This window comes from Streptomyces sp. NPDC002784 (genome assembly GCF_053592135.1).
The window spans coordinates 1-23825 of record NZ_JBSFVD010000039.1; the positions used below are offsets into that span (position 1 = coordinate 1).

Sequence of the window (23825 nt, forward strand, 5' to 3'; positions counted from 1 at the left end):
CACCGGCATCGCAGAGCCATCGGTGTCGCCGGGACATCCAGCTCTACTTTCTCGCACTCGAGGTGATCAGCGCAGCGATACGCGTTCCTGGCAAGATGTATGTCCGATCCCCTTTTTCAGGCCGTCGCCGCGCCCGCCCTCGTTCGAGGAGCGGGCGCGGGCCGAGCCCTGTACCGCGCCGGACGCTCCTGTCCGCACGGCCGAACCTGACGCTCCCTCACGTTCGCCCGCCTCGCCCCCCGGCCCGCTGCATGAGTGCCCGTGTCCATGAGGGCACGAGTCACGAGCCACCGGCCACCAGAACCCGGAGAACCGACATGACGCATGCCACCAACCCGTTCGACGACGACGAGGGCCGCTTCCTGGTGCTCGTCAACGACGAGGGCCAGCACTCGCTGTGGCCCGCCTTCGCCGACGTCCCCGACGGCTGGACCGTCACCCACCCCGCCGACACCCGGCAGGCGTGCCTGGACCACATCGAGCAGACCTGGACCGACATGCGGCCGCGCAGCCTCGTCGAGGCCATGGACGCCGGAGGCTGAGACGCCGGACTCCAGCGGCACAACGCCGTTCGCGTCCCCGCCGCGCCCGACCGCGGAGCCCTCTCCCGGACTCCCGCCCGGTGAACTCCCCTCATCCCACCAGCCGTTAGGACACCGCCCGTGTTTCTCTCGGAATCCTGCGCCGTTCTGGCCCGCCATCCCGGCCTGAAGGAATTCGCCTGTCGAGTCACCGACTTCCTCGACACCCATCTGCCTCAGCCCGTCACCGAGGATGCCGCCCGGCCGCCGTGGCTCGATCTGCGCAAGCGCGCCGCCCAAGCCGGGTTAACCGGGTTCGACCTGCCGCGCACCGACGGCCGGCCGCCGTACTCGTGCGGCCTCGCCGGGGACCGTGACGCGACCCCGCTCGTCCCCCCGCGTCTGGAACGCGTGGCCCAAGGTCTGGCCATGTTCCTGGCCGGCCGACGCGACTGCGACGCCCGCGAGCTCTTCAGCTCCGCGCACGGCGCGATGGCCGTGCGGTACGGCCTGCCCCCCATCGCCCGGACGGTCCACGACCGGATCGTGGGCGGCGGCGAGCTGGCCGGTGTGGCGTCGAGCGAACCGCACTCCGGATCGGACCTGCGGGGCTTGCGCACCGTAGCGGTCGACCAGGGCGACCACCTGCTGCTCTCCGGTACCAAGGGCCTGGTCAGCCGGGTGGAAGAGGCCACCGGTTTCGTCGTCTTCTGCAAGCTGGTCACGCCCGAACAGGCCGCCGGGCGGGATACCGACGGATCCTGGCTGCGCGAAGTGCCGCTGTCGGCCCTCTGGTTGCCGATGGCGACCGCGGGCATCCTGACCGAGACCACCGTGCCCCTGGGGCTACGGGGCTGGAGCCTGGGGCATCTGCACTTCGACAACGTCAGAGTCGGCAGGGAATCGCTGCTCGGCAGGCCCGGCGACGGTCGCCACATCTTCGACTCCCACTTCTCCGGCTGGCGGCTGATGATGGCGCTGGTCTGCCTCGGCGCGGCGACCGCGGCGATCGAGGAGACGGCGGCCAGGGTCCGCCGGCGCAGTGTGGGCCGGACGTCCCTGGCCGGCGTGCCCTCCGTGGTGTGCCGGATCGGCACCGCGGCGGCCGAGGTGCAGGCGGCCACCGCCTGGTGCTTCTCCCTGCTGGAGCGGCTCGACCGGGACGGGGACGACGCCGACATCGACGTGGCGGCCTGCTCCGCCGCCAAGGCCTTCGCCACCGACGCGGCCTACCGGGCCGTCGACATCGGCCTGCAACTGCACGGCAGCGAGGGCTACACCCGCCGCACGCCCATGGAGAAACGCCTGCGCGACATCCGTGGCCTGCGGATCGCCGACGGCCCCAATGACACCCTCTACGGTGTGCTCGCCCATTCCCTGCTCACGGGCTCCCGGCCGACCGCGCCGCTGGTGGCCCAGCGGCAGGCGTGACTCCTCTCGGCGTCCTTTTCCGCTGTCTTTCAGGAAAGCCTGCTCCTGAGCATCGAGAGATAGAAGGGGAGTTTCTTCACGGCTGCCCGCGGCACTTCATAGATTTCCACCGCGCCGTGCAGATGATCGCTGATGGTGAGGATGCATTTCCCGTTTGCGTGGCGCACTTCAGCGGAATAGAGAACTTCCCCTGACGTGGGCTCGGCCGCAGCAGTGGCCTCGTCGGTTACTGCTTTTTCCACAATTCACTCCCGACTCAGTATTCGCACATAGGGGGGCGGATAAGCACAGCTTGCCCCCTATCGCACGCTAAGTCACATCGACCCCGAAAAGATCAACTCGACCTGGTATGCACACGAACGGGTGAATGTCCTGAGAAGCCCTGGTGAGTGGGCATCTCGAATAGCTAGGCTGGTATTTCCAGGATGCTGCCGGAGAATTCCGGTGTGCTGCTAGAAGGGCTGTACTGACTATGCTTCCTGTACTTCCTGTCTTCTTGGTCGGAGTGGCCTCCGCCCCCCTCCTGAAGAAGATGATCAGGCCGGTCGTGCGGGGGACGGTAAAGTCCTCCGTAAAGCTGGCCATGGACGCCAAGCGGGTCGCCCATGAAATCAACGAAGACCTGAGCGACATCGCGGCGGAAGCCACCGCCGAGGCATTCGCCGCAGACCTTCAGGAGGGATCCGAGGTACCGCGCCAGACCGTAAAAAAGTCCCGACCGAGCAGCACGGCCACGAACGTATGAAAGTGCTCCGGTAAGCCGAATCCGGTGATATGCACGCAGGGGTAGTCCGCCGGCGAAGGCGGCTCGGCAGTGGCTCCCGCCGCCTTCGCGTCCTTCTTCCACTCGGCGGTGACGGGCTCGGTTTCGCGTAGCCCCTGCGATCAGGCCCCAAGGATCCGCCTCATGGGGCGGGACGTGAGTGTGGTGCTGAAGGGGCGCGGGGGCGTCATGCGGCTGGAGAGCGAAGAAGTACGGGTGGTGCGGGGGCGCGTGACGTCGCGGATACCGTTGCGGGCCCTCGGCGCCGTGGAGAGGCACGGCGCGACATCGGTACGGCTGAGGATCAGCGGCGACACCTCGGGGGACGGCTTCCGGGTGAGCGGCGGCAACAGCAACGCCGTCGGCGCGTTCACCGAGGTGCCGCGTCGGGCCGCTGGAGGTTCTTCCACCCAGGAGTCGACGGTCACCGTGCTGATGCGGCGCCGGAGCCCGGCCGTGGATGTCATCTACGATCCGCAGAAGCCCAGCAGGGTCCGAGGCGGCCGAGCCCTGGCCCATGTGGGCGCGGGTGTCTTCGTCGCCGTACTCGGCTCCCTCGCGGCTTTCGCGCCGCTGACCGGCTTTGTCGTGGCTGTGTTGGACAGCCTCCCGCACGGCTGAACCGTGGTGGACATTACGTCATCGCAGCGCTGGTGCGGTCGAGGAAGTCGGCGATGAGCGGAGCGACCTCGGGCAGCTTCTCTTCGAGGGCGAAGTGACCGGTGTCGAAGATGTGGAGTTCGGCGTCGGGGAGGTCCGCCAGGTAGGCGTGCGCGCCGGCTTCCGGGAAGAACGGGTCGTTGCGGCCCCAGGTGATCAGGGCGGGTGGAGTGTGGTCGCGCAGCCATGCCTGCCACTGCGGATAGCGCTCGACGTTGGTGTGATAGTCGAAGGCCAGGGCGATCTGGGCTTCCTTGCGGCCGGGCAGGTCCAGGAAGTGCTGGTCGAGGGTCCAGCCGTCGGGAGCGACGAGTTCGGGAACGCTGGTGCCGCCCTCGTACTGTCCGCGTGAGCCGGGCAGGGTCAGCAGGTCGCGGATGGCGTCTTCGCTGCCGGGGGTGTCCGGGGTGAGGGCGATGAAGTCACGGGCACCGGGTGACAGGCCCTGCTGGTAGGCGTTGCCGTTCTGCACGACGAGGCCGGCGATCCACTCCGGGTGCCGGGTCGCCAGCCGGAAGCCGACCGGGGCCCCGAAGTCGAAGACGTACATCGCGAACCGGGTCAGGCCCAGCCGTTCCACGAAGCCTTCGATGACATCCGCGAGGTGATCGAAGGTGTAGACGAAGTCACGGGGGGTCTCGGTGTGCCCGAAGCCGGGATAGTCCGGCGCGATCAGCCGGTAATGCGTGCCGAGTGCGTCGATGAGGCGGCGGAACTGGTGGGAGGCCGACGGGAATCCGTGCAGAAGGAGCAGGACGGGGGCGTCGGCCCGGACGGGGACCGATTCGCGGTAGAAGACCCGCACCCCGTCGACGTCGACGTGACGATGGACGGTGCTTGAGAGGGCGGCAACCATGACTTCACATGCCTCCTGAGTGAGTTTACGCATTAGTTGTATCGGTTGGAGGACTAACGCGTCAACGGCTTTGGGTACCATTAGGTCCATGGTTGATCTCAGACCGCTCACCGGAGAGCCCCTGGCCCTCGACCTGGTCAACACCAGGGCGAACACTGCCGACGGCCCGGTCGACCTGCTCGGCGACGTCACGCAGTTGCGGTCGTGGCTCGTTCTCCAGGCGGACCGCCTCCCGGAACCGGCGTCGGACACGACGCTTCTCTCCGGCGCGGATCTGGCCGCCGTGCACGCCGTACGCGAACACGTCGCGGTCGCCGTGAACGCCGCACGTCACGGCGAGCAGCCCCCCACGGCCGCACTGGACGGCCTCAACAAGGCGCTGTCCGCCGCGCCCGCCGTCCCGCGAGTCGGCTGGGACGGCACCGCGGTCACCCTCGCCGCCCGCCGTTCGGGCACCCCCGGCACGCGGCTCGCCGCCCTGCTCGCCGAGGACGCTGCCGTACTGCTGGCCGATCCGGCCGTCCGCACGGTCCGCCCCTGTGAGGCCGAGGACTGCGTGATGCTGTTCCTGCCCGCGCATCCGCGCCGCCGCTGGTGCTCGGCCGCCCGGTGCGGCAACCGCACGCGCGTCGCCCGCTACTACCAGCGCCACAAGGCCGACTGAGCCCGCCGAGTCCGTGGCGCTTCCGTCACCCGCCGAGGGCTCGCCGCACTCTCAGCCGCCGCCCTCCGCGTCCGTGGCCGGCCGCGCCACAGGGCCGCCTGGGGAGCCTGGTCGGACGTGGGAGACGGCAGTGCTCTCCAGCCCCGGGGCCGGGCGAACCGCGTGGCGAGCTGTCGGGTTGGCCATCAGGCGGCGCGGATCAGCGGCCCGGGTGATCGCCGACTCGACGGCAGCGACTCGGTCCGCGAGGAGTCCGAGGGCGGCGACGGCATGGGTGAGGGGGTCGGCGTCCGGGCCGCCGAGAGCGTGCGCGCGCACGTAGGTCGCTTTCAACGTGGCCCAGCGTTCCGCCTGTTCGGCGGTGAGTGTGCCGCGCAGCTCGGCCAGTTTCAGGAGGTTGGCCTCGGCGCCGGTGGTGAGGGTCTGGGCCTCGGCCGAGTAGTGGTCGTCGACCAGGGCAGCCAGTTCGGCGTCGTTCATGACCGGCTGGATACGCTGCGCGATCTTGTTCATGTTGCGGTAGGAGCCCTGGAGTCGGAAGGGCGGTTCCGTCCGCGTGGTGTCGGACTGGGCCGCCGAGGCGATGTACGCGGCGTTCACCGCCAGAACCGTCTGGCGAGCCGTGAGCACATGGCGCAGCACGGCCACGATCCGTTCCAGTTCGGCGGGGGAGCAGGGGTGGGTCAGCCGGTCACCGCGGGCCGTCGAGTCGCCTTGCGCGAGGCGGATCAGCAGGTTCAGGTCGGCGCGGTCCCGGCCGGCGAGCGGCGCCAGGACGGGGTTCGACGTGAGGGCGTTCTCGACGAAGCTGAGCGCGAAAGCGTCGTCCTTGCCGGTCAGGACGTCGCCGAGGTTCCACACGTCGGCACGGTTGGCGAGCATGTCGGGCACCCGGAAGCGGCTGCCGGACTCGGTGTAGGGGTTGCCGGCCATGCAGACGGCGAAGCGTTTGCCCCGCAGGTCGTAGGTGCGCGGTTCGCCGTCCCGCACGCCCTCGATGCGGCGGGTGGCGTCGCACAGGGGGATGAACGTCTGCAGCAGCTCGGGTGAGGTGTGCTGGATGTCGTCCAGGTACAGGAGCGTGTTGTTGCCCGCCTCCAGCGCGAAGTTGATCTTCTCGATCTCCCGGCGGGCGGTGGCGTTCGGGGCCTCGGCAGGGTCGAGCGAGGTGACGGAGTGGCCCAGCGCCGGGCCGTTGACCTTGACCAGGAGCAGGCCGAGCCGGTCGGCGACGTACTCCATGAGCGTCGTCTTGCCGTAGCCCGGCGGGGAGATGAGCAGGAGCAGGCCGCCGGTGTCGGTGCGCTTGGACTCGCCGGTGGTGCCGAGCTGCTTGGCGAGGCTGTCGCCGACCAGCGGGAGGTAGACCTCGTCGATGAGCCTGCTGCGCACGAACGCGGACATCACCCGTGGCCGGTACTCGTCCAGCCGGATCCGGGCCCGCTCGGCGGCCACCAGCGCGGTGCGGCGGCGCTGGTAGGCCCGGTGCTCGGGCACCTGGCGGGCGCGGAACGCCCTGGTGCGGGCGAGGAGTTCATCGATGCGGACGGTGAGATGACGGCCGTGGATGCGCGGGTGGGTGCCGAGCAGTCCCTCCACGGTCTGCGTGAGCGGTGCGTCGGACTCGTAGCGGGACAGGTCCGGGCAGAGCTCGGCGGCCACCGCCTCGGCCAGGTCCCCGGGGGCGATCTCCAGGCCGGTCGCGGAGGCGTACGAGGACAGCCACGCTTCGACCACCTGCGTGCGGGCAGCCAGGTCACCGAGGGCGGCGAGATCGTCGTCGTAGGCCGAAGTCCCGACGGTACGGCGGAACTTGTCCAGCAGGGTGCGGGCCTGGGTGCTGAGGACGAAGCCGTTGGGGCCGCTGGTCAGCTCCTCGAAGAGGTAGGCGGCGGCGAGCGCCTCGTCGGTGGCCCCGGAGACCGATGCCGGGTCCTTTCCTGCCCGGAGGCCGATCGCGTGGGCGAGTTCCCTTTCGAGGTCGGCGATGGCGGGGGCCAGGCCGAACGTCTCCCGGGCGCGCGCCAGGGACACCGCACGACGGGTCCACGACGCGCGCTCGTCGGCGGTCGTGCCGTGCGCCCAGAACAGCTGAGCCGTGGCCCGGGCGGCGGGCCCGTGGCGCAGGAGGGCCGCGCCCTCGTGCAGGCGCAGCAGGGCCGCGAGGATCAGGACCGTGTCGTGGTCGTGGACCCCACGCTCGTAGCCCTCGTCGTGCGCCGCCTCCGCTGCCTGGCGGACCAGGGCGGGCAGGTCGGCGTCGGACAGGGCCGCCGGGCCGTGCTCGTCCAGGAGGCGGGCCGCGAGGTGCTCGGCGCGGTAGACCTCGGGGGACTCGGACGGCAGCGGGCGGTCCCAGTAGGGGCGGGTGGCGGCGAAGTCGGGGTCGGTGACGGGGGCACGGTAGTCCGTGCCGGTCAGCGCGAAGGCGAGACCGTCGCCGTGGGGAACCAGCGTGAGGTCGAGGGGCTGGGAGTTGACCGCGAACCGGTGGCTGCCGAGGCGGATCGTGCGGCCGTCGTCGGTGTAGAGGTCGTTACGGTCACGCAGGGAGCGAAGTGCCTCCTGGCGGGCGGACTTCAGCCGCCCCTCCAGCTCCTCCGCCCGCACGTGGTCGCCGAGTTCACGGAGTTCGTCCGCGACCCGGCGGACTTTGGAGGTCATCGGGTCGGAGGTGAAGTACGTGGCGACGGCGTCCGCGTCGGCGAGCGTGGCCGCGCGCCGGGCCACGGTGTGCAGGACCCGGGCTGCCGAATCGGCGAGTCGTTCGGCGCGCCGGGCGCGGGTGTCGGCGAGGGTCTGCTTGCGAGCCGAGAACGCCTCGTGGACCTCGTCGCGCTTGTCCGCGAGTGCGTCCAGGAAGTCGTCGAACTCGGCGAACCGGGACTCCAGATTCTCCAACTGCACCAGTATGCGGGCGAGTTGGTCGTCGCATGCCTCCGGGCTGTCGGCGGCCGCGAGAGCACCGGTGACTGCCTGGCCGAGCAGCGCGAACTCGGCGGCGAACTCGGCTCGTCCCTCGCGGTCGAGCAGCGCGCGGCGTCGGCCGTCGAGCGTGGCGCGAGCGCGGTTGGCGCCGCCGAGGACCTCGGCGATGCGCTCCAGGATGGAGGTGCGGACGGTGGCGTCGCCGATGTCGAGCCCGGCGACGACCTCGGTGACCGTGTGCAGCCCGCCGGCGAGTTCGTCGAGGCGAGCGGCGACGGGTGCGGCCTCGGCGACGGTGGAGATGGCCTCGGCGTCGGCGACGAGCCGCTCGATGGTGACCTGGTGGTCGTGGAAGGCGTCGTCACGGGCGAGGTGGGTGACGGCCCGCTGCCCGAAGGTGGCGAGATCGGCCTCGACGCCGGTGGCGAGTTCGTCGATACGGGCGGTGTCCGCGTACCGCAGGTCCTTCAGGGTCAGCAAGTGGCCCTGGGCGTGTCGGAGTTCGGTCAGCCCGGCGACCCAGGCGGTGGCGTCCCGCGGGGCCTCGCCGCGCAGCCGTCGTGCGACGGTCGCGGTGCGCGCGGCGGCCTCGGCGAGTGCGTCGGCGGCTTGCCGGGTGAGGGTCTGGACGGTCTCGAACTCGCCCAGTACCTGCTCGGCCGTTGCCCGGACCTGCTCCAACGGTGTGTGCAGATCGCCGAGTTCGGGCTCGGGCAGCCAGTGGTAGGAGTCCGCCGTCCGCACGCAGGCCGCGACCAGGGCCTCGTACACCTCGGTCGTCGGGGTCGTCTCGGTGACGGCGCGGGTGAGGGACAGGCAGTCGGAGATCCCGCGGACGAGGTCGGCGTTGCCGACGCGGGCGAGCCGGCCGGTGCCGACGGGCTGGGCGGCGGCGTGGGTGTCGGAGACGAACGGGGAGTTCCACCGCTGCACGGGGTGCACGCGCTGCGGCTCGTCGCCGTCGGCGCGCAGGACCACGAGCGAGCCGTCGCCGAAGAGGGCCCAGCCGTGGCAGGACAGCGGAGTGCTGACCTCCTTGCGGATCATGTTGTACGGCAGCAGGAGGCTGCGGCCCTCGCCCCGCGCGTGGAAGGCGAACAGCACGTCCTCGCCGTTCGGGGAGCGGACCGCACGCTCGAACTCCAGGTCCGTGGTGTCGACGGCGTCGAACGTCTTGTACGTCCCCGTGGCGAGGCAGTAGCCGCCGGGAAACACGATCCCCTGGTCCTCGGGCAGCCGACGGCACGCCTGCCCGATGCCGTCGAGGCGGACCACGGTCTTGGTGAGGGTGTTGTACACCAGGAAGCGGTGCGCGTCCTCCTTGTAGGGACGGATCCGCAGCAGGATCAGGGCGCCGACACGGGCGTAGGCGATGTCGGCGTCGGCGAGGGACTGCAGCGGCTCGTCGACCGGCTCGGCGTAAATGCCCTCGCCCGTCTCGGTGTTGTCCTCGACCTTGATGGTGAGGGTGCCGCCGACCGTCTCGACGAAGATCTCGCTCTCGACGCAGACGTGCGGGTGCCGGCCGAGGATGTGGTCCTCGCGGGTGGTCTGCCGCCACTCGAAGTCGTGGGAGGGCGGGAAGACGTGGTCGCGTTCGCCGCGGGCGTCGAGGAAGCGGGGCCGGCCGTCCGCGGCCAGGGCCCAGCGCAGCACGCGGATGTCGTCGGCCTTCTCACCGGTCTGGAAGACGGCCAGCAGCATGCCGTCGACGCGGCGGAGCTGGAGCAGGTGGGCCTGGCGGTAGTAGCGGTACAGGGCGGTGAACTCCCGCCGGAACGCGGAGTCGTCGAGCAGCCCGGGGACCGCGTCGTCGGGCAGCCGCTTCAGGTCGCGGTCGTGCAGCGCGAAGACGTCGCCGACGATCGTCTCCGGCTTCAGGCCGAGGAAGACGTTGTGGCCGAAGAGCAGCACGTCACCGACGGCGACGATGTCGCGGGGCACACAGGCGTGCTCGGTGCGCAGCCGCTCGGTGCCGGCGAGTTCGAACCGGATCGAGCCGAACTCCTCGATGCGGCGGGCGTTGAGTGCCTCGGCGCGGCGGGCCAGCTCGGCCGCCTGCGCGGTGAGCCGGTCGCGCAGCACCTCGTACGCGCTTGTGTCCAGGCCGGTGGTCATGGGTCCTTCCAGGAGGTCGCAGGGAGACCGTGGCCCGCAACTACCGCCCCCCGTGCGGCAGTTGCGGACCAGGCACCGGGGTCAGCCCTTGGCGTTGCCGTTGAGGGCGACGAGGGAGGTGTCGGCGAGACCCAGCTCGCCCGCCTTGTCCAGCAGCTGCTGGAGCTGTCCCGAGTTCGCGCCGCCCGACTTCATGAGCTTCATCAGCAGCGCCGAGACGGTCAGGTTCTGCACGTCGGCCGTGGAGACCTGGCCGAGCATCCGGCCCAAGTCGTCGGTGAAGCTCGCCGTACCGTCCAGCCAGGGCCCGGCGAGCGCCTGGGCGGTCTCGGAGTGCTGGACGAACCCGTCGAGACCCTTGCCCAGCGCGATCGAGGAGACCAGGCGGTCGAAGAAGACCGAGTCGCCGCCGACGATGTTGATGTCGGCGTTCTCCAGACCGGTGGCGAGGACCGTGGCCTGCGCCTCGGCGACCTGCCGCTGCACGTCGAGCCCGGCGAGCCGGACGTCCTTCTCGGCCTCCAGCCGCAGCCGGTACTCCTCGTGGGTACGGGACGCCTCGTCGAGCGCGGCCATCGCCGCGGCCTTCTCGGTGAGACCGGCGGCCTCCGCCTTGAGCTTCTCGCCGATGCCCACGGCCTCCGCGAGCGCCTTGGCCCGCGAGCCCTCCGCCTCGGCCCGCATCCGCGCCTCGGCGGCCTCGGCCTCCGCCCGGCCGGCCTTCTCGATGACCTCGGCCTCCTTGTCGCGGACCTGGACGGCGGCCAGGCCCTCGGCGGCCGCCTCCGCCTGAATGCCCTCAGCGAGCCGCAGCTTGGCCTGCGCGTCCAGGTCGGCGGTCTTCAACCGTGCCTCGGCGAGGGTGAGTTCCTCCGCCGCACGGTGGGTGGCAGCCTGCTCGGCGGCCTCCGCGGCCTTGATGTCCTTGACCAGCCTCTGCTGCGCCTCGGCCTCGGCGGCGATGATCACGGACTGCCGCGACCGCTCCGCCTCCTCCACGGCACGCAGCTTCTTGATGGACTCCTCCTGCTCGGCGACCGTACGGTCCACCGCGACCCGCTCGCGGATGACCTCGGCGATCTCCCGCTTCTCCGCCTCGACCTCCTTCGAGGCCGCGATCCGGGTCAGCTCGGTCTCCCGGTCCCTCGCGATGACTTCGAGGAGACGGTCCTTCTCGATGCGCTCGCTCTCGATGGCGATGACCCGCTCGCGGTTCTTCGCGGCGACGGCGACCTCGCGGGCCTGGTTCTCGCGCTGGACGCCCAGCTGCTCTTCCGTCCTCAGGAAGGCGGACTGCGCCCGCAGCCGCTCCTCCTCCACCACCCGCGCCGTCTCGGCCTCCTCGCGCGCCCGGACGGTCTCGATCTCCCGCCGCTGCTTGATCTCGGCATCCACCTGGCGCCGTTCGAGCTCCAGGATGGCCTCCCGGGCATCGACGTTCTGCCGGGTGATCTCCTTCTCCTCGGTGCGCTGCGCCTCGTTGGTGGCCACGTGCTCCACGACCGTCAACTCGGTGATCTTGCGGATGCCTTGCGCGTCGAGGACGTTGGCCGGGTCGAGCTGGGTGATCGGCGTCTGCTCCAGGTAGTCGATCGCCGCGTCCTCCAGGTGATACCCGTTCAGGTCGACGCCGATGACCTCGATGATCCGGTACCGCAGCTCCTCACGCTTGGTGTACAGGTCGGTGAAGTCCAGCTGCTTGCCGACGGTCTTGAGGGCCTCGGAGAACTTCGCGTGGAACAACTCCTGGAGCGTGTTCCGGTCGCTGGCCCGCGCGGTGCCGACGGCCTGGGCGACCTTGATGACGTCCTCGACGGTCTTGTTGACCTTCACGAAGAACGAGATCCGGATATCGGCGCGGATGTTGTCCCGGCAGATCAGCCCCTCCTTGCCGGCACGGGTGATCTCGATGGTCTTCACCGAGATGTCCATCACCTCGGCCTTGTGCAGCACCGGCAGCACGACTTGTCCGGTGAAGGTCACATCGACCTTCCGCATCTTGGACACGATCAGCGCCTTGCCCTGCTCCACCTTGCGGAACAACCGGGCGACGACGAGTACGACGAGCAGGCAGGCGGCGACGAGCACGCCGACGCCCAGGATCATGGCAGTCATGGATACGTCCTTGAGGCGTAGCGGAGTTGAGGCGGAAGGTAGGTACGCGGAGAGGGGAAGGGGGGGGCGACGTCCGCGGCTCAGGCCGCGGGATGCCACGGCCCCGGTTCGTCCGGGGAGAGGCGGTGCAACCGCCGTACGATCCAGCAGGTGGTGGGCCAGGCCACGAACAGCGCACCCACGGGGACGGCCAGGCGCAGCAGCCCGGCGGCCGGTCCCTGCGGCGCGACCGTGGTCAGGGCGATCGTCGCCCCGACGCTCAAGGCCCAGGCGACCACCGTCAGCAGCGTGAAGGCGACCGCGACGGGCACGCCGCCCAGGCTCTGCGCCGGCAGGTCCACGTCCGCGTCGAAACTGTCGGGGGCGGCGACGCCCACGGCGACCAGCAGCCAGAAGCACACGGCCACGACGAGCGCCGCGGTCAGCAGGATCGTGGGAAGCCCCGTGGCGGCAACCAGAAGGGTTCGCATGTCCCGATCCCCCCTCACCTGAGCGTTCCGCCGTGCTGTCCTCGCCCCATGCTGGCCGACCGGCCCACGACCGTGCATTGCCGGATCCCGGCAGTGTTCGACGTGTCCTGCATGCCGGAGCCTGCAGCGAGAGGGGGCGACATCGTCGGCGCTCGGCCACCCGCCCGTGACCGAGCGCCGGAACATCGGTGTGCTTCTGGCGGCGCTCTCCTCAGCCGCGGGTCTGCCACGCTGTACGCCGGAGTGCGTCGAGAGCGGAGGAGGCCGGGGTGACCGGGCGCGAGGTACCCGACGAGTATCTGGAGGGGTACGCCCGGATACTGGCCGAGGCGAGCCGGACCGGCCGCCGGCTCACCAGGGACGAACTGGAGTCCCTGCGGGGCAGGGGGGAACGCGCCGCCGAGGCCGGTCTCGGACTACGGGCCCTCGTCCGCCGCTATCTGACCGCGACCCGCGAGAGCTGGCCCACTCTGTCCTCCTCGGAGGCCGACTGCGTGCTCGCCGCCGTCGAGCAGGCGATCGACGCGTTCGCCGAGGGCCACGAGCGGGCGCAAAGGCTCGCCGTACGCCAGGAGGAAGCCGTGCGGCGGGAGTTCATCGACGACCTCCTGTACGGCCGCAGCGACCTGGGCCGCCTCGCCGAGCGTGCCGAACGCTTCGGGCTGCTGCTGTCCCGTGCCCACGCGGTCGCCGTGGCCCAGGGCAGCCAGCCGGTGGAGGACACGCATCCGGCGACCCGTCAGGTGGAGAGCGCCCTGATCAGCAGGTTCGGCGAACGGCGCATTCTGCTCACCACCAAGGACGGGCGCCTGATCTGCATCGCGCCCGGAGAACAGGGCGACGTGCTGGCGTTCTTCGCCAAGCAGGCGCACGCGGCCACCGACGGGGGACAGGTCGCCATCGGACGTGCCCACCCCGGTGCCGGCGGAGTCGTCCATTCCTACGAGGAAGCCCTCAACGCCCTGGACCTGGCCGAGCGGCTGCACCTCCACGAGCCCGTGCTCCACACGTCCGATCTCCTCGTGTACCCCGTCCTGACCCGTGACCGGCAGGCCATGGCCGACCTCGTGCACAACACTCTGGGCCCGCTGCAAAGCGCCCGGGGTGGAGCTCAGCTGTTCGTCGACACACTGACCGCGTACTTCGACTCCGGCTGTGTCGCGGCCGAAGCGGCCCGGCGACTGAACCTGAGCGTGCGGGCTCTGACCTACCGCTTGGAGCGCATCCACCAGCTCACCGGCGCCGACCCCGCGAATACCGTGCACCGGTACACCCTCCAGACGGCGGTGATCGGTGCCCGGCTCCTGGGCTGGCCGCACGACGACGTCTGACCGCGGCGCACGCCCAAGGCCGCCGAGGTCACGCGCCGACGCGGCCGGTCTCCTTGGCGGTTGGGGTGGCCGGGGTGTCGTCGTCCACACCGACGAGGTCCTCGACGTTGAACAGGCGGGCGATCGGCACGTCCGTGGAGCTGTGGGCGATGATCGAGAAGGCGATGCACACGGCGATCAGCGTGAACGCCTCCTCGCCCTGCGGGATCCCGGCCTGGAGGACCAGCAGCCCGTAGACCACCGACGCGAAGCCCTTCGGGCCGAACCAGGCCGCGACCCACTTCTCCCGGCGCGTGAACCGGGTCCCGATCAGGGACAGCAGCAACGAGGCCGGACGGATCAGCACGATGGCGAGGACCACCGCCACGTAGCCGCCGAAGGACAGGTCCCCGAACAGTGACGGCGTCAGCAGGGCGCCGAACACCAGCAGTGCCGCGAACTTGGCCAGCTCCGCCAGCGCCTCCCCGAGCGGCTCGAACGCCTCCTTCGCCTCCAGCGAGCGCGCGGTGAGCACCGCGCCCGCGGAGAACGCGGCGAGGTAGGGGTTGGCGTGCGTGAGGTGGCAGAGCGCGTAGAGGATCACGCCGATCGCCAGCGGCAGCAGCGGCTGGAGCTTGGGCTCGGCGCCCAGCAGCCGGAACCGGACGAGTTCGATCACGACGAAGGGGAGTACGAGGCCGAAGACCAGGCCGAGGACCAGCTCCAGCGCGATCTTGCCGAGGTCGGCCTCGGCGTGTCCCGTGGTCGGGCCGGCCGCCGCGATCAGGATGAGCACCACCGGCAGGGCGAGCCCGTCGTTGATGCCGCTCTCCACGTTCAGCAACTGCCGCAGTTTCGCCGGGACTTCCTTGCGGCCGACGATGGCGGAGGCGAACACCGGGTCGGTGGGCGCCAGGACGGCACCGACGAGGAAGGACGTCGTCCAGTCCAGGCCCACCAGGAAGTGCGTGATGAGTGCCATGCCGACGAACGCGAGCGGCAGGCCGAGACCAAGGGCGCGAGCCGGGTTCCGCCAGTTCTCGCGCAGCTTGGGGAAGGAGACGTGCATGCCATCGGTGAACAGCACCGCGAACAGCGCCAGATCGGCTGTCACCGTCACGATCTCGCTGTCCGGCGTGATGTGGATCAGCCCGAGGAAGCCGTCACTGACGAGTGCGCCACCGACGAGGAAGAGGAAGGAAGTGGACAGCACGGTCCGGGCGGCAAGCCCCGACAGCAGCACCGCGATGAGCAGCGCCACCCCGAACACAACGATGAGCACCATGATGTGGACCCCCGATCGGCAAAGACACCTCTGTCAAAGACGCCGACCAGACTTCCCGGCACACCGCGGGGAACCTTACACGTTCTTGACGCGGCACCGACAGGTTTGTGATGTGCAGCCCGGGGGCCCGCAGATTGCCGGGGGTCGGCAGCTGACCGAAGCGGCCACCGCTTGCAGCAGGGCGTGGTCGCGGCGGATGAGGTCCGGCGCCGAATCGATGGTCGACGGGACGGTGCGGAGGGACTTCGGCTCGGTAGAGCGCCGTGGAGCACGGTAGAAAGGACACATGCCGGAGCGCGAGGTCCCCGCGGGGGCTGTGGACGATGTCGACGCGGTCACCCGTGCGGTGCTGACCGCTTCCCGGCTGCTGGTGGCGGTATCGGCCCGCTCCCTCGCCGATGTCGAGGAGCGAGTGACGCTGCCGCAGTTCCGGATGCTGGTAGTGCTCTCCACCCGCGGGGCGACCAAGCTGGTCGCCCTCGCCGACCTGCTCCAGGTGGCGCCGTCCACAGCGATGCGGATGGTGGACCGGCTCATCGCCGCCGGGCTCGCCGACCGGCAGGCCAATCCCGACAACCGCCGCGAGACCCTGTTGCGGCTCACCGACGAGGGCCGGCGCACGGTCGCGGACGTCACCGCCCGGCGTCGCGCCGAGATCGCCACGATCGTCGAACGGCTCACTCCCACGCAGCGGCTGGCGCTCGTGGAGGCCCTGGCCGCCTTCAACGAGGCCGGCGGAGAACCCCCGGCTCCCGCCGCGGACGACGTCGTGCCGCACCCGCTGGGCTGGGCAGTGGACGCCCCGGCCGCCCGCCACGCCTGACCGGGATCCGAGCCGCCCGGCTCCGCGCGCGGTGCATTTTGCATAATGCAAGACATGGCTGACGTGTGGCCGGTTGCCTGCTCCCGGCAGTGCACGCTGTCCGCCCGAGACGCCGGAGCGCCGTGCACCTGAGGATGATGGGGAGGAAGCCGCATGCACCGCCGACGCCGCCCCCCGCCCGTGCCGGAGCGGTACCTGATGCTGCATCTGCGGAGCACCGTATGGGGGCCGGCCGAGTTCGTGGGCCTGCCGCCCCGGTGGCTGACCGTGGAGGGAATCCTGGCGGGGTGCCTGGGGGCGGGTGCGATCGTCGGCAGCGCGGTCGCCGGTGCCTGGTACGGGGTTCCCGGGCTGAGGCACGGCGAGGGCGGCCTCGTGTGTGCCGCCGCGCTCGTCGTCTACCTCAGCGTGCTGCGGGCCGGACGGGCGCTGGTCGGCATCGTCGCCGTGCTCGCGGTCTGCCTCGCTCTGCAGGCGCCCCAGGCTGCCGCGGGTGTCGTGCTGGCCGAGCGGGGGCGGGTGCAGTCCGCGCTGGTGACCTCGGTCGAGGGCGGACCGGGCGCCGTCTCCAGCACGGGCCGCTATCTGTGTTCGGTGGCCGATCGCGACGGCGTACCGCTCGAGGTCCGCATCTGGCGAGGCTGCGAGCGGACCACCCGGCCCGGCGACAAGCTCGCCGTCGTGCACGATCCGCGAGGCCATGTGCCGCCACGCGGCGTCGAGGCCGGAGGGCCGCGCCCGGGGCCTTTGCGGGGCCTGGGCGGCTGGGCCGCCGCGCTCGTCGCGGCCTGCGTCGTCGCGGTCGTACGCTCCTACCGGCTCTCCCCGGCCGTCTCCGGCCCCACGGGCCAGGACAGGCCGGTCGCCCCACCACCTGCTCGCTGATCACCGCACGGCCGGGCCGGGCGAGGGCGTCGGGCTGGGGCGGCGGGATGAGTCGGTTCTCGGCCAGCTTGGGCGGCCGAGGTCATGGCCGAGTGGCTCACCGGCCGGGCCGGGCCGAGGAGTCGGCGCCGATCCGCCGTTGCCGGAGGCGGCGTTGCCGCAGCCGCAGCGGCACCACCGCTGCGATCAGCAGACCGACGAACACGAGCAGGGCCATCGCCGGGCTTACGGCGTCCAGGGCGTCGGCGATGGCGCGCTGGACGGTGCCCGCCGCGTCGATGACCGGGTCCTGGACCGTGGGGTCGTCCTGGACGCGGATCTCGTACCAGCCGTAGTAGGCCACGTAAACGCCCACGAGGAGGAGCAGTGCGCCGCCGAGGCGGGGTGCGAACGAGCCGATGCGGCGCAGGCGGGTGACGGCGGTGGCGCGGGTCAGGGCGACGGTGAGCGAGGCGATGCCCACGATCAGCCCCATCCCGCCCGCGTAGGCCGCGAACAGGGCGACGCCCTCGCCGGTGGAGCCGCTGCGGAAGGCGGAGACCACGATGGCGAGGAACGGTGCGATGGTGCAGCCCAGTGAGGCGGTGGCGTAGGCCATGCCGAAGAGCATCATGGAGGGCAGGGAGCGGGTGACGGTGGGCGCCCGTCGGATCTTCGGCGCCAGGGTGGGCAGTTGCCGCCCGGCGAGCATCCAGGTGCCCGCGATCGCCATGAGCAGCCCGAAGCCGATGGTGAACCAGGGCAGATGCTGCTGGACCTGACCGGCGACGGGCTGCACGGCGAGGCCGAAGATGCCGAACAGCGCGACGAAGCCGGCCGTCATCGCGGCGGTCGCGAGCAGGGCGCGGCCGATGGAGACCGCGCGGCTGGGGGAGTCGTCGCCGAGGACGAGCAGGGACAAGTAGGCGGGGAGCAGGGCGAAGCCGCACGGGTTGACGGCGGCGAGCATGCCCGCGCCGAGGGCGAGGGCGAGAGGCAGGTCGGACATGGGGTTCAGCCGGTGAGCCCGGCGACCTTGTCGCCCAGGCCCTCGCCACCGGGCAGGACACCCTCGTAGACGGTCTTGCCGGCCTTGTCGAGGATGACGTAGCGGCTCTGTTCGGTGACCTCGAACCGCTTCCAGAGGGCACCGTCCTCGTCGGACAGATGGGGGAAGGAGGCGGTGTCCGTCTCGGCGACGAAGTCCTTCATGGCGGCGTTGGTGTCGAGGCCCGCGATGCCGACCACGTTCGCCTTGCCCGCGTAGTCGGCGGCGACCTTCGCGGTCTCGGCGGCCTGAGCGCGGCACTTGGGACACCACGGCGCCCAGAACCACAGCACGGTGGGCTTGCCCGCGAGTGTCTTGCCGTCGAAGGGTTCGCCGTCCACGGTGGTGCCGGAGAAGTCCAGCGCCTCGGGAACCGCGCTCCCCGCGCCGCCCGCGTCCGACGGGGAGGCCTGCCCGGCGGCGGTGGAGGCCGGGGAGGAGGCTGTCGGCGCCGAGTCGCCTCCAGAGCCGGAACTGCCGTCCGACCCGCAGCCGGTCATGGTCAGCAGGGCGGCGGCCAAGGCGGCCGGGACGAGGGCGCGGGCGCGCATGAGGACTCCTCTGGTTGTGGACTGCTGCGACTGTAGGTCTCCTGGGCCTGGCAGGGCAGGGCGGCGATCTTACGGTTCGATGACGTCGGCTTGCGGGGTCCTCACCGGCCTGCATCGCGTGATGCAGGCCGGCGCGGGCTTGCAGGTCGGTGGCGGAGAGTGGCCGGTCGCCGCATCCGACGGCGTCGATGGAGGCCACCGCGTAGCCGTACGCTGCGGTTTGCCGGGCCTGGGCCACCAGCCGGGCTTGCGCCTTGGGCAGGCCGTTGTTGTGGGCCATCAGGACCAGCGGAGCCGGTCCCGATCCAGGCGTCCACAGGGTGCCGGGGATCTGGCCGAGGGTGATGGACGCGGGCGCGTTGCTGCTGCCGACGACACCGGGCGCCCCGACCCTCGCCGAGGTGGCCGCAGACCCTCCGCGCTGACGCCAGGGCCGGAGTCGGTCAACCGGCGGTCTTGACGGGTGCGCTGCTCCGTCCATGCCGGCGACCGCTGAGTTCGACGTCGAGCGTCTCCTGAGCCACCCGCATGCCCTCGGCGTGCACGGGATCCTGCAGACGCCGCCACACCTCGTCCTCAGCGACGTCCTCGACGTGGCTGGTCACCCACCAGATGTTGCCGAAGGGGTCCTTGACCCGCCCTCCGCGCTGTCCGAAGGCGCTGTCCGACAGGGACGTGACGACCTGGCCGCCGGCTTCGACGGCACGTGAGAACGCTGCGTCCGCGTCGGCGACGAAGACGCGCAGCAGGCTCGGCATGGGGGGCCAGTCGGGGCGTCGGTCGAAGGCCAGCACAACGGTGTCACCGACTCGGATCTCCCCGTGCCCGATCAAGCCGTCCTCGGTCCGCACCCGTGCCAGTTCCTCGCCGTCGAACACCTGCGCAATGAAGTCGAGCAGGGCCCCCGTGTCATCGGTGACGACCCAGGGCGCAACGGTGGTGTAGCCCTCCGGCGCGGTGCTGTTCTGCTGGGACATCGTGGTCCTTCCGCTGATGTTGGCTGACGACAGCGACGGTAGGAGCCGAGTAGGTCACGTTCCGTCCTAGATGACAGGGCGCGGCACCAATGGTCCCCGAAGTTGAACTTCGTCTTGGCAGTGGGCAGTCATGGGGTTAACGTGCCTCGACCGTGTTCTCCCGAACCGTCGATCTGCCTGTTGAACTGCCGTGAGAGGACCAGTATGTCCGCACGTCACAGAGTCGCGGTGACCGCCACCCTGGCCGCCGCTGCACTCGTCTCCCCCCTGCTCGTCGCCGGACCCGCCACCGCGGACGCCGACAACGCGAGCTGGTCACATCGGGGTGACGCACTGGCGAGGAAACTCGTCAAGGAGTCCACAGCCACCAACGCCTTTCGCCACCTGAAAGCCTTTCAGGCGATAGCGGACCACAACGGCGAAACCCGAGTGGCCGGTAGCAGGGGCCATGAATTGTCGGCCATCTACGTGGAGGCGGTGCTCAAGGCCGCCGGCTACGAGGTCTCCCGGCACGCCTTCGACTTCGTCTACACCGACGACATCGCCGAGTCCCTCACCGTGGTCTCGCCCACGCCCCGCGACATCCCCATCCAGCTGATGACGTACACCGTCAGCAGCCCCGAGGGCGGCGTCACGGCGGACGTGGCCGTCGCTCCCGTGGACGCCGACGGCACCAACGGCTGCGAACCCGCCGACTTCGCCGCCGGCGCCTTCACCGGCAAGATCGCCCTGATCAAGCGCGGTGGCTGCACCTTCGCCGCCAAGCAGGCCAACGCCCACGCGGCGGGTGCGGTCGGCGCCGTGATCTACAACAACACCGAGGGCGCGCTCAACGGCACCATGGGCGACGCGACGTCCGGCAAGATCCCCACCGGCGGCATCACCCAGGCCGACGGCGAGGCGCTGGCCGCCGAGGCGGCCAAGGGCCCGGTCAAGGTCACCCTCGACATCCGCGAACTGCGCGAGAACCGCACGACGTTCAACGTCGTCGCGGAGACCCGCGGCGGCGACGAGGACAACACCGTCTTCCTCGGAGCGCACCTGGACTCGGTCTCCGACGGCCCGGGCATCAACGACAACGGCTCCGGCTCGGCCGGCATCCTCCAGGTCGCCCAGAAGCTGGCCAAGTCCCAGCACAAGATCAAGAACAAGGTGAAGTTCGCCTGGTGGTCGGCCGAGGAGTTCGGCCTGGTCGGCTCGGAGGCGTACGTCGCCTCGCTCACGGAAGAGCAGAAGAAGCAGATCAAGCTCTACCTGAACTTCGACATGATCGCCTCGCCGAACGCCGCCTACTTCGTCTACGACGGCGATGACTCCGACGCCACCGGCGCCGGCCCCGGCCCCGAGGGCTCGGCCCAGCTGGAGAAGGGCATCAACGACTTCCTCGACTCCAAGAACATCCCGCACGAGGGCACCGACTTCACCGGCCGCTCCGACTACGGCCCGTTCATCGAGGTCGGCATCCCCTCCGGCGGCACCTTCACCGGTGCGGAGGGCATCAAGACCGAGGCGCAGGCCGCGAAGTTCGGCGGCCAGGCGGGTGTGGCGTACGACGTGAACTACCACGCCCCCGGTGACGACATCGACAACATCAACATGCGGGCGTTCGACGTCAACATCGACGTCATCGCCGATGCCGTCGGCCACTACGCGTACGACCTCGCACCGCTCACCCAGCCGGTGGAGTCCGTCCCCACGGACGGTGACTCCGGCAGCGGCGGCGGCCTGCACGACGGCCACGCGCACGTGACCGAGTAGACGGTCCGCGGACCGGTGTGGTGCGGCCCTCGTCAGGGGGCCGCATCCGCGAAGGGAGCCCCTTGCTCCGCGAGGAAGCCGGTCAGCTCCTCCAGCAGCGCCTGGGGGCGTTCCTCGGGCGGGAAGTGGCCGCTGCCGTCGATCACCGCGGAACGTACGTGCGGTGCGATGGGGCGTAGGGCGTCCGCCAGTCGGGTGCCGACGTTGTGCTCACCGCCGACCGCCAGGAGCGGCATGTCGAGGTGGCCGCCGGCGTCCGCCCATTCCCGGTTGGTGCGCCCGTCCTGGGCAGGGTGCGGTAGTGCTCGAATCCGGCACGCAGGGCCAGTCGTCCCCGGTAGGTGGCGGTGACCGCGTGGATCGTTCGATCAGCGCGAGTCTTCGCACCCGGTCGGGGAAGAGCCGGGCGAAGGAGACCGCGCCCATGAGCATTTGCGCGCCGACGAGTTCCTTGCCGTGGCCCGCTTCACCGTCTGTCCGTCCGCCTACCAGCGGCCCTCACCGGTCACCACCCTCGCCCAATGGCGGGCCTTGGGAGAGATCTACCGCGCGGAACGCCTGGCCTGGCATTACATCGTCATGCGCGATGCCATCCGGGCCGGCACCGAGGGCCCGGCCGAGGCGGCCGTCGACCCGGCCGTACGGCAGCTGCCCGAACTGGCCGTACTGTCCCGGCCCGAGTTCGATTCCGCCGTACGCGACGCGCTGCGTGCCCTGCGCCGTCACGACGCCCTCGCCGCCAACCCCCTCAACCGCAGCCGCCTCGTCCTGCGGAACGGCGGTGACCTCAAGGAGGTCCTCACGCGCGTGGTGGAGGCGCTGCCCCGAGAACGCGGCGGCGAGAAGAGTCGTACGGGTCGCCGAACTGCTCTGGCAGCACGAACTGAGCGGCACGCCGCTGCCCGTTGCGGACGCGCCGCCCGTGTGAGGAGCACGGATCTCACGTCAGCGGGTGAGGTCCGCAGCCGCGCCCCGGGCCTCCAGGGCCCGCCTCAGGGCGCGCAGCGCGTAGTAGGACCGCGACTTGACGGTGCCCAGGGGAATGCCCAGGTGTTCGGCGGCCTGCGCCGCGTTGAACTGGCCGTAGTAGAGCAGGCAGATCACCTGGCGCTGCTGTTCGGGCAGGTCGGACAGGGCGTCCAGGATCAGTCGGACGCGCAGCAGTTGATCGGTCGGATCCGGTACCGACAGGTTCAGGGTGGCGAGCGGCGTGCAGTCCGCGGGGCGCCGCCGTTCGGCGCGGTGGTGGTCGATCGTCAGGTTGCGCACGGTGGTCCACAGCCATGGTCTGACCTCGGACGCGTTCATGCCGAGGGCCGAGGCGTGCTTCCAGGCGCGCAGGGCCGCCTCCTGGAGGATGTCCTCGGCCCGGTACCAGTCGCCGCCCAACAACCGGGCGGCGTACCGCAACGTCGATCCTCCGTGTCGCTCGTACAGCTCGCCGATGAACCGGGCACGCTGCTCGTCCGCAGTGGTCAACAGTGGCATGGGCAGAGCAGACCAGCGCCCGGAGGGATCAGTCCAAGACCGATATGGATCAGAGATCGATCAATTTTGCATATCGTCCCTGTTCGGCGCGCCAGTCGGCTGCGCGTGGTGGCGCGTGACCGTCACAGAACAGTGACGCGTGGCCTTCTTTTCAGGCGCCGTCATGAACTCTTCGCCCGCCGACGGCGTGGAACCAGCGGGCCGGCGCATCCGCGTGAACGGCCGTGATCTGTGAAGGGACGCCACATGCGAGTCACCACGACGAAGATCTGGACCCGTCGCTCACTGCTCCTCGCCGGCGCCACCGCGGCCCTGGCAGGCGGCCCCGCCACGCCAGGGGTCGCTCGCGCCACCGAGCGGCGGGACTACGCCGTGCGATCACTGCGGGCCCTGGAGCGCCGGCACGGAGCCCGGCTCGGGGTGTTCGCCTGGAACACGGTGTCCGGCGAGACGGTGAGCCATCGGGCCGACGAACGGTTCCCCATCTGCTCGGTGGCCAAGACGCCCGCCGTCGCCGCGGTGCTCCGGGACCTCGACCGGGACGGAACGTTCCTCGCGAAGGTCATCCGGTACGGATCGGACGACGTCACACGGTCCGGGTACGCCCCGGTCACCGGACTTGCCGAGAACCTGACCCACGGGATGACGGTCGAAGACCTGTGCGCCGCGACCATCACCCACAGCGACAACACCGCCCTGAACCTGCTGGTGCGAGAGTTGGGCGGCCCGGCCGCCGTCACGTGTTTCTGCCGTTCGCTCGGTGACGAGGTGACCCGCCTGGACCGCTGGGAGCCGGAGCTGAACTCGGCCGAACCCGGCCGCGTCACGGACACCACCTCCCCGCTCGCCATCGGCAAGACGTACGCGCGGCTCGTGCTCACCCGGGCGCTCGCCTCCGCCGACCGGGAACGCCTGACGGGGTGGCTGCTGGCCAACACGACCGGGGACAACCGGATCAGGGCGGGCCTGCCCTCGGGCTGGACGGTAGCGGAGAAGACGGGCACCGGCGAGTACGGCACCACCAACGACGTGGGGGTGGCCTGGACGCCCAAGGGGGAGCCGGTCGTGCTGGCGGTCCTGTCCACCCGGCCGGAGCCCGAGGCGCCGGCGGACGAGCCGCTGGTCGCGCGGGCCGCGGCTGTCACCGCCGAGGCTCTCGGCTGAGCGGGGCTCTCGCCCGCCCGAGACCTTTTCT

The 23825-nt window shown here is 70.7% G+C and carries 22 protein-coding genes and 1 pseudogene; 10 read left to right on the forward strand and 13 right to left on the reverse strand.

What is annotated here, in order from left to right; translation table 11 throughout:
• Positions 1 to 317: 317 nt before the first annotated feature.
• A complete protein-coding gene (locus ACWD1Z_RS34030) occupies positions 318 to 542 on the forward strand; it encodes an MbtH family protein (protein WP_451124208.1) in 225 nt (74 codons plus the stop codon).
• A gap of 120 nt (positions 543 to 662) precedes the next feature.
• On the forward strand, positions 663 to 1952 hold the full coding sequence (locus ACWD1Z_RS34035; protein WP_451124210.1) for an acyl-CoA dehydrogenase family protein: 1290 nt from the start codon (positions 663 to 665) through the stop codon (positions 1950 to 1952).
• Between the two features lie 29 nt (positions 1953 to 1981).
• On the opposite strand, the gene ACWD1Z_RS34040 is transcribed toward ACWD1Z_RS34035, so the two are convergent.
• Positions 1982 to 2194 carry a hypothetical protein gene (locus ACWD1Z_RS34040; protein ID WP_451124212.1) on the reverse strand — a complete coding sequence of 71 codons (213 nt, stop codon included), beginning with the start codon at positions 2192 to 2194 and terminating at the stop codon, positions 1982 to 1984.
• A gap of 290 nt (positions 2195 to 2484) precedes the next feature.
• Here ACWD1Z_RS34040 and ACWD1Z_RS34045 point away from each other — a divergent pair, with 290 nt between their 5' ends.
• Together ACWD1Z_RS34045 and ACWD1Z_RS34050 are read left to right on the forward strand one after the other, a co-directional pair.
• Positions 2485 to 2697 (forward strand): DUF5132 domain-containing protein, encoded by a 213-nt coding sequence (locus tag ACWD1Z_RS34045; protein WP_451124214.1) that lies wholly within the window; start codon positions 2485 to 2487, stop codon positions 2695 to 2697.
• 162 nt (positions 2698 to 2859) lie between these two features.
• The gene (locus ACWD1Z_RS34050) at positions 2860 to 3336 is read left to right on the forward strand and encodes a hypothetical protein (RefSeq protein ID WP_451124216.1); all 477 of its coding nucleotides are present in this window, start codon (positions 2860 to 2862) and stop codon (positions 3334 to 3336) included.
• A 13-nt stretch (positions 3337 to 3349) separates the two neighbouring features.
• On the opposite strand, the gene ACWD1Z_RS34055 is transcribed toward ACWD1Z_RS34050, so the two are convergent.
• Complete coding sequence (locus ACWD1Z_RS34055; protein WP_451124218.1) at positions 3350 to 4231, reverse strand: alpha/beta fold hydrolase; 882 nt, start codon at positions 4229 to 4231, stop codon at positions 3350 to 3352.
• A gap of 88 nt (positions 4232 to 4319) precedes the next feature.
• On the opposite strand from ACWD1Z_RS34055, the gene ACWD1Z_RS34060 reads away from it, so the two are divergent.
• Complete coding sequence (locus tag ACWD1Z_RS34060; protein WP_451124219.1) at positions 4320 to 4895, forward strand: CGNR zinc finger domain-containing protein; 576 nt, start codon at positions 4320 to 4322, stop codon at positions 4893 to 4895.
• Between the two features lie 51 nt (positions 4896 to 4946).
• Here the strand turns inward: ACWD1Z_RS34060 and ACWD1Z_RS34065 are convergent, their stop codons facing one another.
• The 3 genes from ACWD1Z_RS34065 to ACWD1Z_RS34075 all read right to left on the reverse strand — a co-directional run bounded on the left by ACWD1Z_RS34065 (position 4947) and on the right by ACWD1Z_RS34075 (position 12526).
• On the reverse strand, positions 4947 to 9941 hold the full coding sequence (locus ACWD1Z_RS34065) for a DNA repair ATPase (protein ID WP_451124221.1): 4995 nt from the start codon (positions 9939 to 9941) through the stop codon (positions 4947 to 4949).
• An 81-nt stretch (positions 9942 to 10022) separates the two neighbouring features.
• On the reverse strand, positions 10023 to 12056 hold the full coding sequence (locus tag ACWD1Z_RS34070) for a flotillin family protein (RefSeq protein WP_451124223.1): 2034 nt from the start codon (positions 12054 to 12056) through the stop codon (positions 10023 to 10025).
• A gap of 80 nt (positions 12057 to 12136) precedes the next feature.
• A complete protein-coding gene (locus tag ACWD1Z_RS34075) occupies positions 12137 to 12526 on the reverse strand; it encodes a hypothetical protein (protein ID WP_451124225.1) in 390 nt (129 codons plus the stop codon).
• Between the two features lie 269 nt (positions 12527 to 12795).
• On the opposite strand from ACWD1Z_RS34075, the gene ACWD1Z_RS34080 reads away from it, so the two are divergent.
• Positions 12796 to 13857 carry a PucR family transcriptional regulator gene (locus ACWD1Z_RS34080; RefSeq protein ID WP_451124227.1) on the forward strand — a complete coding sequence of 354 codons (1062 nt, stop codon included), beginning with the start codon at positions 12796 to 12798 and terminating at the stop codon, positions 13855 to 13857.
• A 28-nt stretch (positions 13858 to 13885) separates the two neighbouring features.
• Here the strand turns inward: ACWD1Z_RS34080 and ACWD1Z_RS34085 are convergent, their stop codons facing one another.
• A complete protein-coding gene (locus ACWD1Z_RS34085) occupies positions 13886 to 15121 on the reverse strand; it encodes a cation:proton antiporter (protein ID WP_451124229.1) in 1236 nt (411 codons plus the stop codon).
• Between the two features lie 286 nt (positions 15122 to 15407).
• Here ACWD1Z_RS34085 and ACWD1Z_RS34090 point away from each other — a divergent pair, with 286 nt between their 5' ends.
• Both ACWD1Z_RS34090 and ACWD1Z_RS34095 read left to right on the forward strand, forming a co-directional pair.
• Entirely contained in the window at positions 15408 to 15944 is a 537-nt protein-coding gene (locus tag ACWD1Z_RS34090; RefSeq protein ID WP_451124231.1) for a MarR family winged helix-turn-helix transcriptional regulator, read from the forward strand.
• 153 nt (positions 15945 to 16097) lie between these two features.
• Positions 16098 to 16829 (forward strand): hypothetical protein, encoded by a 732-nt coding sequence (locus tag ACWD1Z_RS34095; RefSeq protein WP_451124233.1) that lies wholly within the window; start codon positions 16098 to 16100, stop codon positions 16827 to 16829.
• A gap of 97 nt (positions 16830 to 16926) precedes the next feature.
• Here the strand turns inward: ACWD1Z_RS34095 and ACWD1Z_RS34100 are convergent, their stop codons facing one another.
• The 4 genes and pseudogenes from ACWD1Z_RS34100 to ACWD1Z_RS34115 form a co-directional block, all read right to left on the reverse strand.
• Positions 16927 to 17817 carry a cytochrome c biogenesis CcdA family protein gene (locus ACWD1Z_RS34100; RefSeq protein ID WP_451124263.1) on the reverse strand — a complete coding sequence of 297 codons (891 nt, stop codon included), beginning with the start codon at positions 17815 to 17817 and terminating at the stop codon, positions 16927 to 16929.
• Between the two features lie 5 nt (positions 17818 to 17822).
• Complete coding sequence (locus tag ACWD1Z_RS34105; RefSeq protein WP_451124235.1) at positions 17823 to 18407, reverse strand: redoxin family protein; 585 nt, start codon at positions 18405 to 18407, stop codon at positions 17823 to 17825.
• A 100-nt stretch (positions 18408 to 18507) separates the two neighbouring features.
• Positions 18508 to 18753: pseudogene (locus ACWD1Z_RS34110) on the reverse strand (alpha/beta hydrolase); the annotation flags it as partial.
• 97 nt (positions 18754 to 18850) lie between these two features.
• Positions 18851 to 19384: a VOC family protein gene (locus tag ACWD1Z_RS34115; RefSeq protein WP_451124237.1), complete on the reverse strand. Its 534-nt coding sequence runs from the start codon at positions 19382 to 19384 to the stop codon at positions 18851 to 18853.
• A 204-nt stretch (positions 19385 to 19588) separates the two neighbouring features.
• Between ACWD1Z_RS34115 and ACWD1Z_RS34120 the strand changes: the two genes are divergently transcribed.
• Positions 19589 to 21142 carry a M28 family metallopeptidase gene (locus ACWD1Z_RS34120; protein WP_451124239.1) on the forward strand — a complete coding sequence of 518 codons (1554 nt, stop codon included), beginning with the start codon at positions 19589 to 19591 and terminating at the stop codon, positions 21140 to 21142.
• Between the two features lie 32 nt (positions 21143 to 21174).
• Here ACWD1Z_RS34120 and ACWD1Z_RS34125 read toward each other — a convergent pair whose 3' ends face one another.
• From ACWD1Z_RS34125 to ACWD1Z_RS34135, 3 genes are all read right to left on the reverse strand, one after another.
• Complete coding sequence (locus ACWD1Z_RS34125; protein ID WP_451124241.1) at positions 21175 to 21378, reverse strand: alpha/beta fold hydrolase; 204 nt, start codon at positions 21376 to 21378, stop codon at positions 21175 to 21177.
• Between the two features lie 262 nt (positions 21379 to 21640).
• Positions 21641 to 22036 (reverse strand): hypothetical protein, encoded by a 396-nt coding sequence (locus tag ACWD1Z_RS34130; protein WP_451124243.1) that lies wholly within the window; start codon positions 22034 to 22036, stop codon positions 21641 to 21643.
• 51 nt (positions 22037 to 22087) lie between these two features.
• The gene (locus tag ACWD1Z_RS34135; protein ID WP_451124245.1) at positions 22088 to 22630 is read right to left on the reverse strand and encodes a sigma-70 family RNA polymerase sigma factor; all 543 of its coding nucleotides are present in this window, start codon (positions 22628 to 22630) and stop codon (positions 22088 to 22090) included.
• 246 nt (positions 22631 to 22876) lie between these two features.
• On the opposite strand from ACWD1Z_RS34135, the gene bla reads away from it, so the two are divergent.
• A complete protein-coding gene (bla, locus tag ACWD1Z_RS34140; RefSeq protein WP_451124247.1) occupies positions 22877 to 23794 on the forward strand; it encodes a class A beta-lactamase in 918 nt (305 codons plus the stop codon).
• Positions 23795 to 23825 lie beyond the last annotated feature (31 nt).

What these genes read in the sequence shown, in the direction of transcription:
- ACWD1Z_RS34090 (WP_451124231.1), top strand. Translation starts at nt 15,408, where the DNA reads ATGCCGGAGCGCGAGGTCCCCGCGGGGGCTGTGGACGATGTCGACGCG.
- ACWD1Z_RS34030 (WP_451124208.1), top strand. Translation starts at nt 318, where the DNA reads ATGACGCATGCCACCAACCCGTTCGACGACGACGAGGGCCGCTTCCTG.
- ACWD1Z_RS34135 (WP_451124245.1), bottom strand. Translation starts at nt 22,630, where the DNA reads ATGCCACTGTTGACCACTGCGGACGAGCAGCGTGCCCGGTTCATCGGC.
- ACWD1Z_RS34115 (WP_451124237.1), bottom strand. Translation starts at nt 19,384, where the DNA reads ATGTCCCAGCAGAACAGCACCGCGCCGGAGGGCTACACCACCGTTGCG.
- ACWD1Z_RS34105 (WP_451124235.1), bottom strand. Translation starts at nt 18,407, where the DNA reads ATGCGCGCCCGCGCCCTCGTCCCGGCCGCCTTGGCCGCCGCCCTGCTG.
- ACWD1Z_RS34050 (WP_451124216.1), top strand. Translation starts at nt 2,860, where the DNA reads ATGGGGCGGGACGTGAGTGTGGTGCTGAAGGGGCGCGGGGGCGTCATG.
- ACWD1Z_RS34085 (WP_451124229.1), bottom strand. Translation starts at nt 15,121, where the DNA reads ATGGTGCTCATCGTTGTGTTCGGGGTGGCGCTGCTCATCGCGGTGCTG.
- ACWD1Z_RS34120 (WP_451124239.1), top strand. Translation starts at nt 19,589, where the DNA reads ATGTCCGCACGTCACAGAGTCGCGGTGACCGCCACCCTGGCCGCCGCT.
- ACWD1Z_RS34055 (WP_451124218.1), bottom strand. Translation starts at nt 4,231, where the DNA reads ATGGTTGCCGCCCTCTCAAGCACCGTCCATCGTCACGTCGACGTCGAC.
- ACWD1Z_RS34060 (WP_451124219.1), top strand. Translation starts at nt 4,320, where the DNA reads ATGGTTGATCTCAGACCGCTCACCGGAGAGCCCCTGGCCCTCGACCTG.
- ACWD1Z_RS34045 (WP_451124214.1), top strand. Translation starts at nt 2,485, where the DNA reads ATGATCAGGCCGGTCGTGCGGGGGACGGTAAAGTCCTCCGTAAAGCTG.
- ACWD1Z_RS34070 (WP_451124223.1), bottom strand. Translation starts at nt 12,056, where the DNA reads ATGACTGCCATGATCCTGGGCGTCGGCGTGCTCGTCGCCGCCTGCCTG.
- ACWD1Z_RS34075 (WP_451124225.1), bottom strand. Translation starts at nt 12,526, where the DNA reads ATGCGAACCCTTCTGGTTGCCGCCACGGGGCTTCCCACGATCCTGCTG.
- ACWD1Z_RS34095 (WP_451124233.1), top strand. Translation starts at nt 16,098, where the DNA reads ATGCACCGCCGACGCCGCCCCCCGCCCGTGCCGGAGCGGTACCTGATG.
- ACWD1Z_RS34125 (WP_451124241.1), bottom strand. Translation starts at nt 21,378, where the DNA reads ATGCCGCTCCTGGCGGTCGGCGGTGAGCACAACGTCGGCACCCGACTG.
- ACWD1Z_RS34100 (WP_451124263.1), bottom strand. Translation starts at nt 17,817, where the DNA reads ATGTCCGACCTGCCTCTCGCCCTCGCCCTCGGCGCGGGCATGCTCGCC.
- ACWD1Z_RS34065 (WP_451124221.1), bottom strand. Translation starts at nt 9,941, where the DNA reads ATGACCACCGGCCTGGACACAAGCGCGTACGAGGTGCTGCGCGACCGG.
- bla (WP_451124247.1), top strand. Translation starts at nt 22,877, where the DNA reads ATGCGAGTCACCACGACGAAGATCTGGACCCGTCGCTCACTGCTCCTC.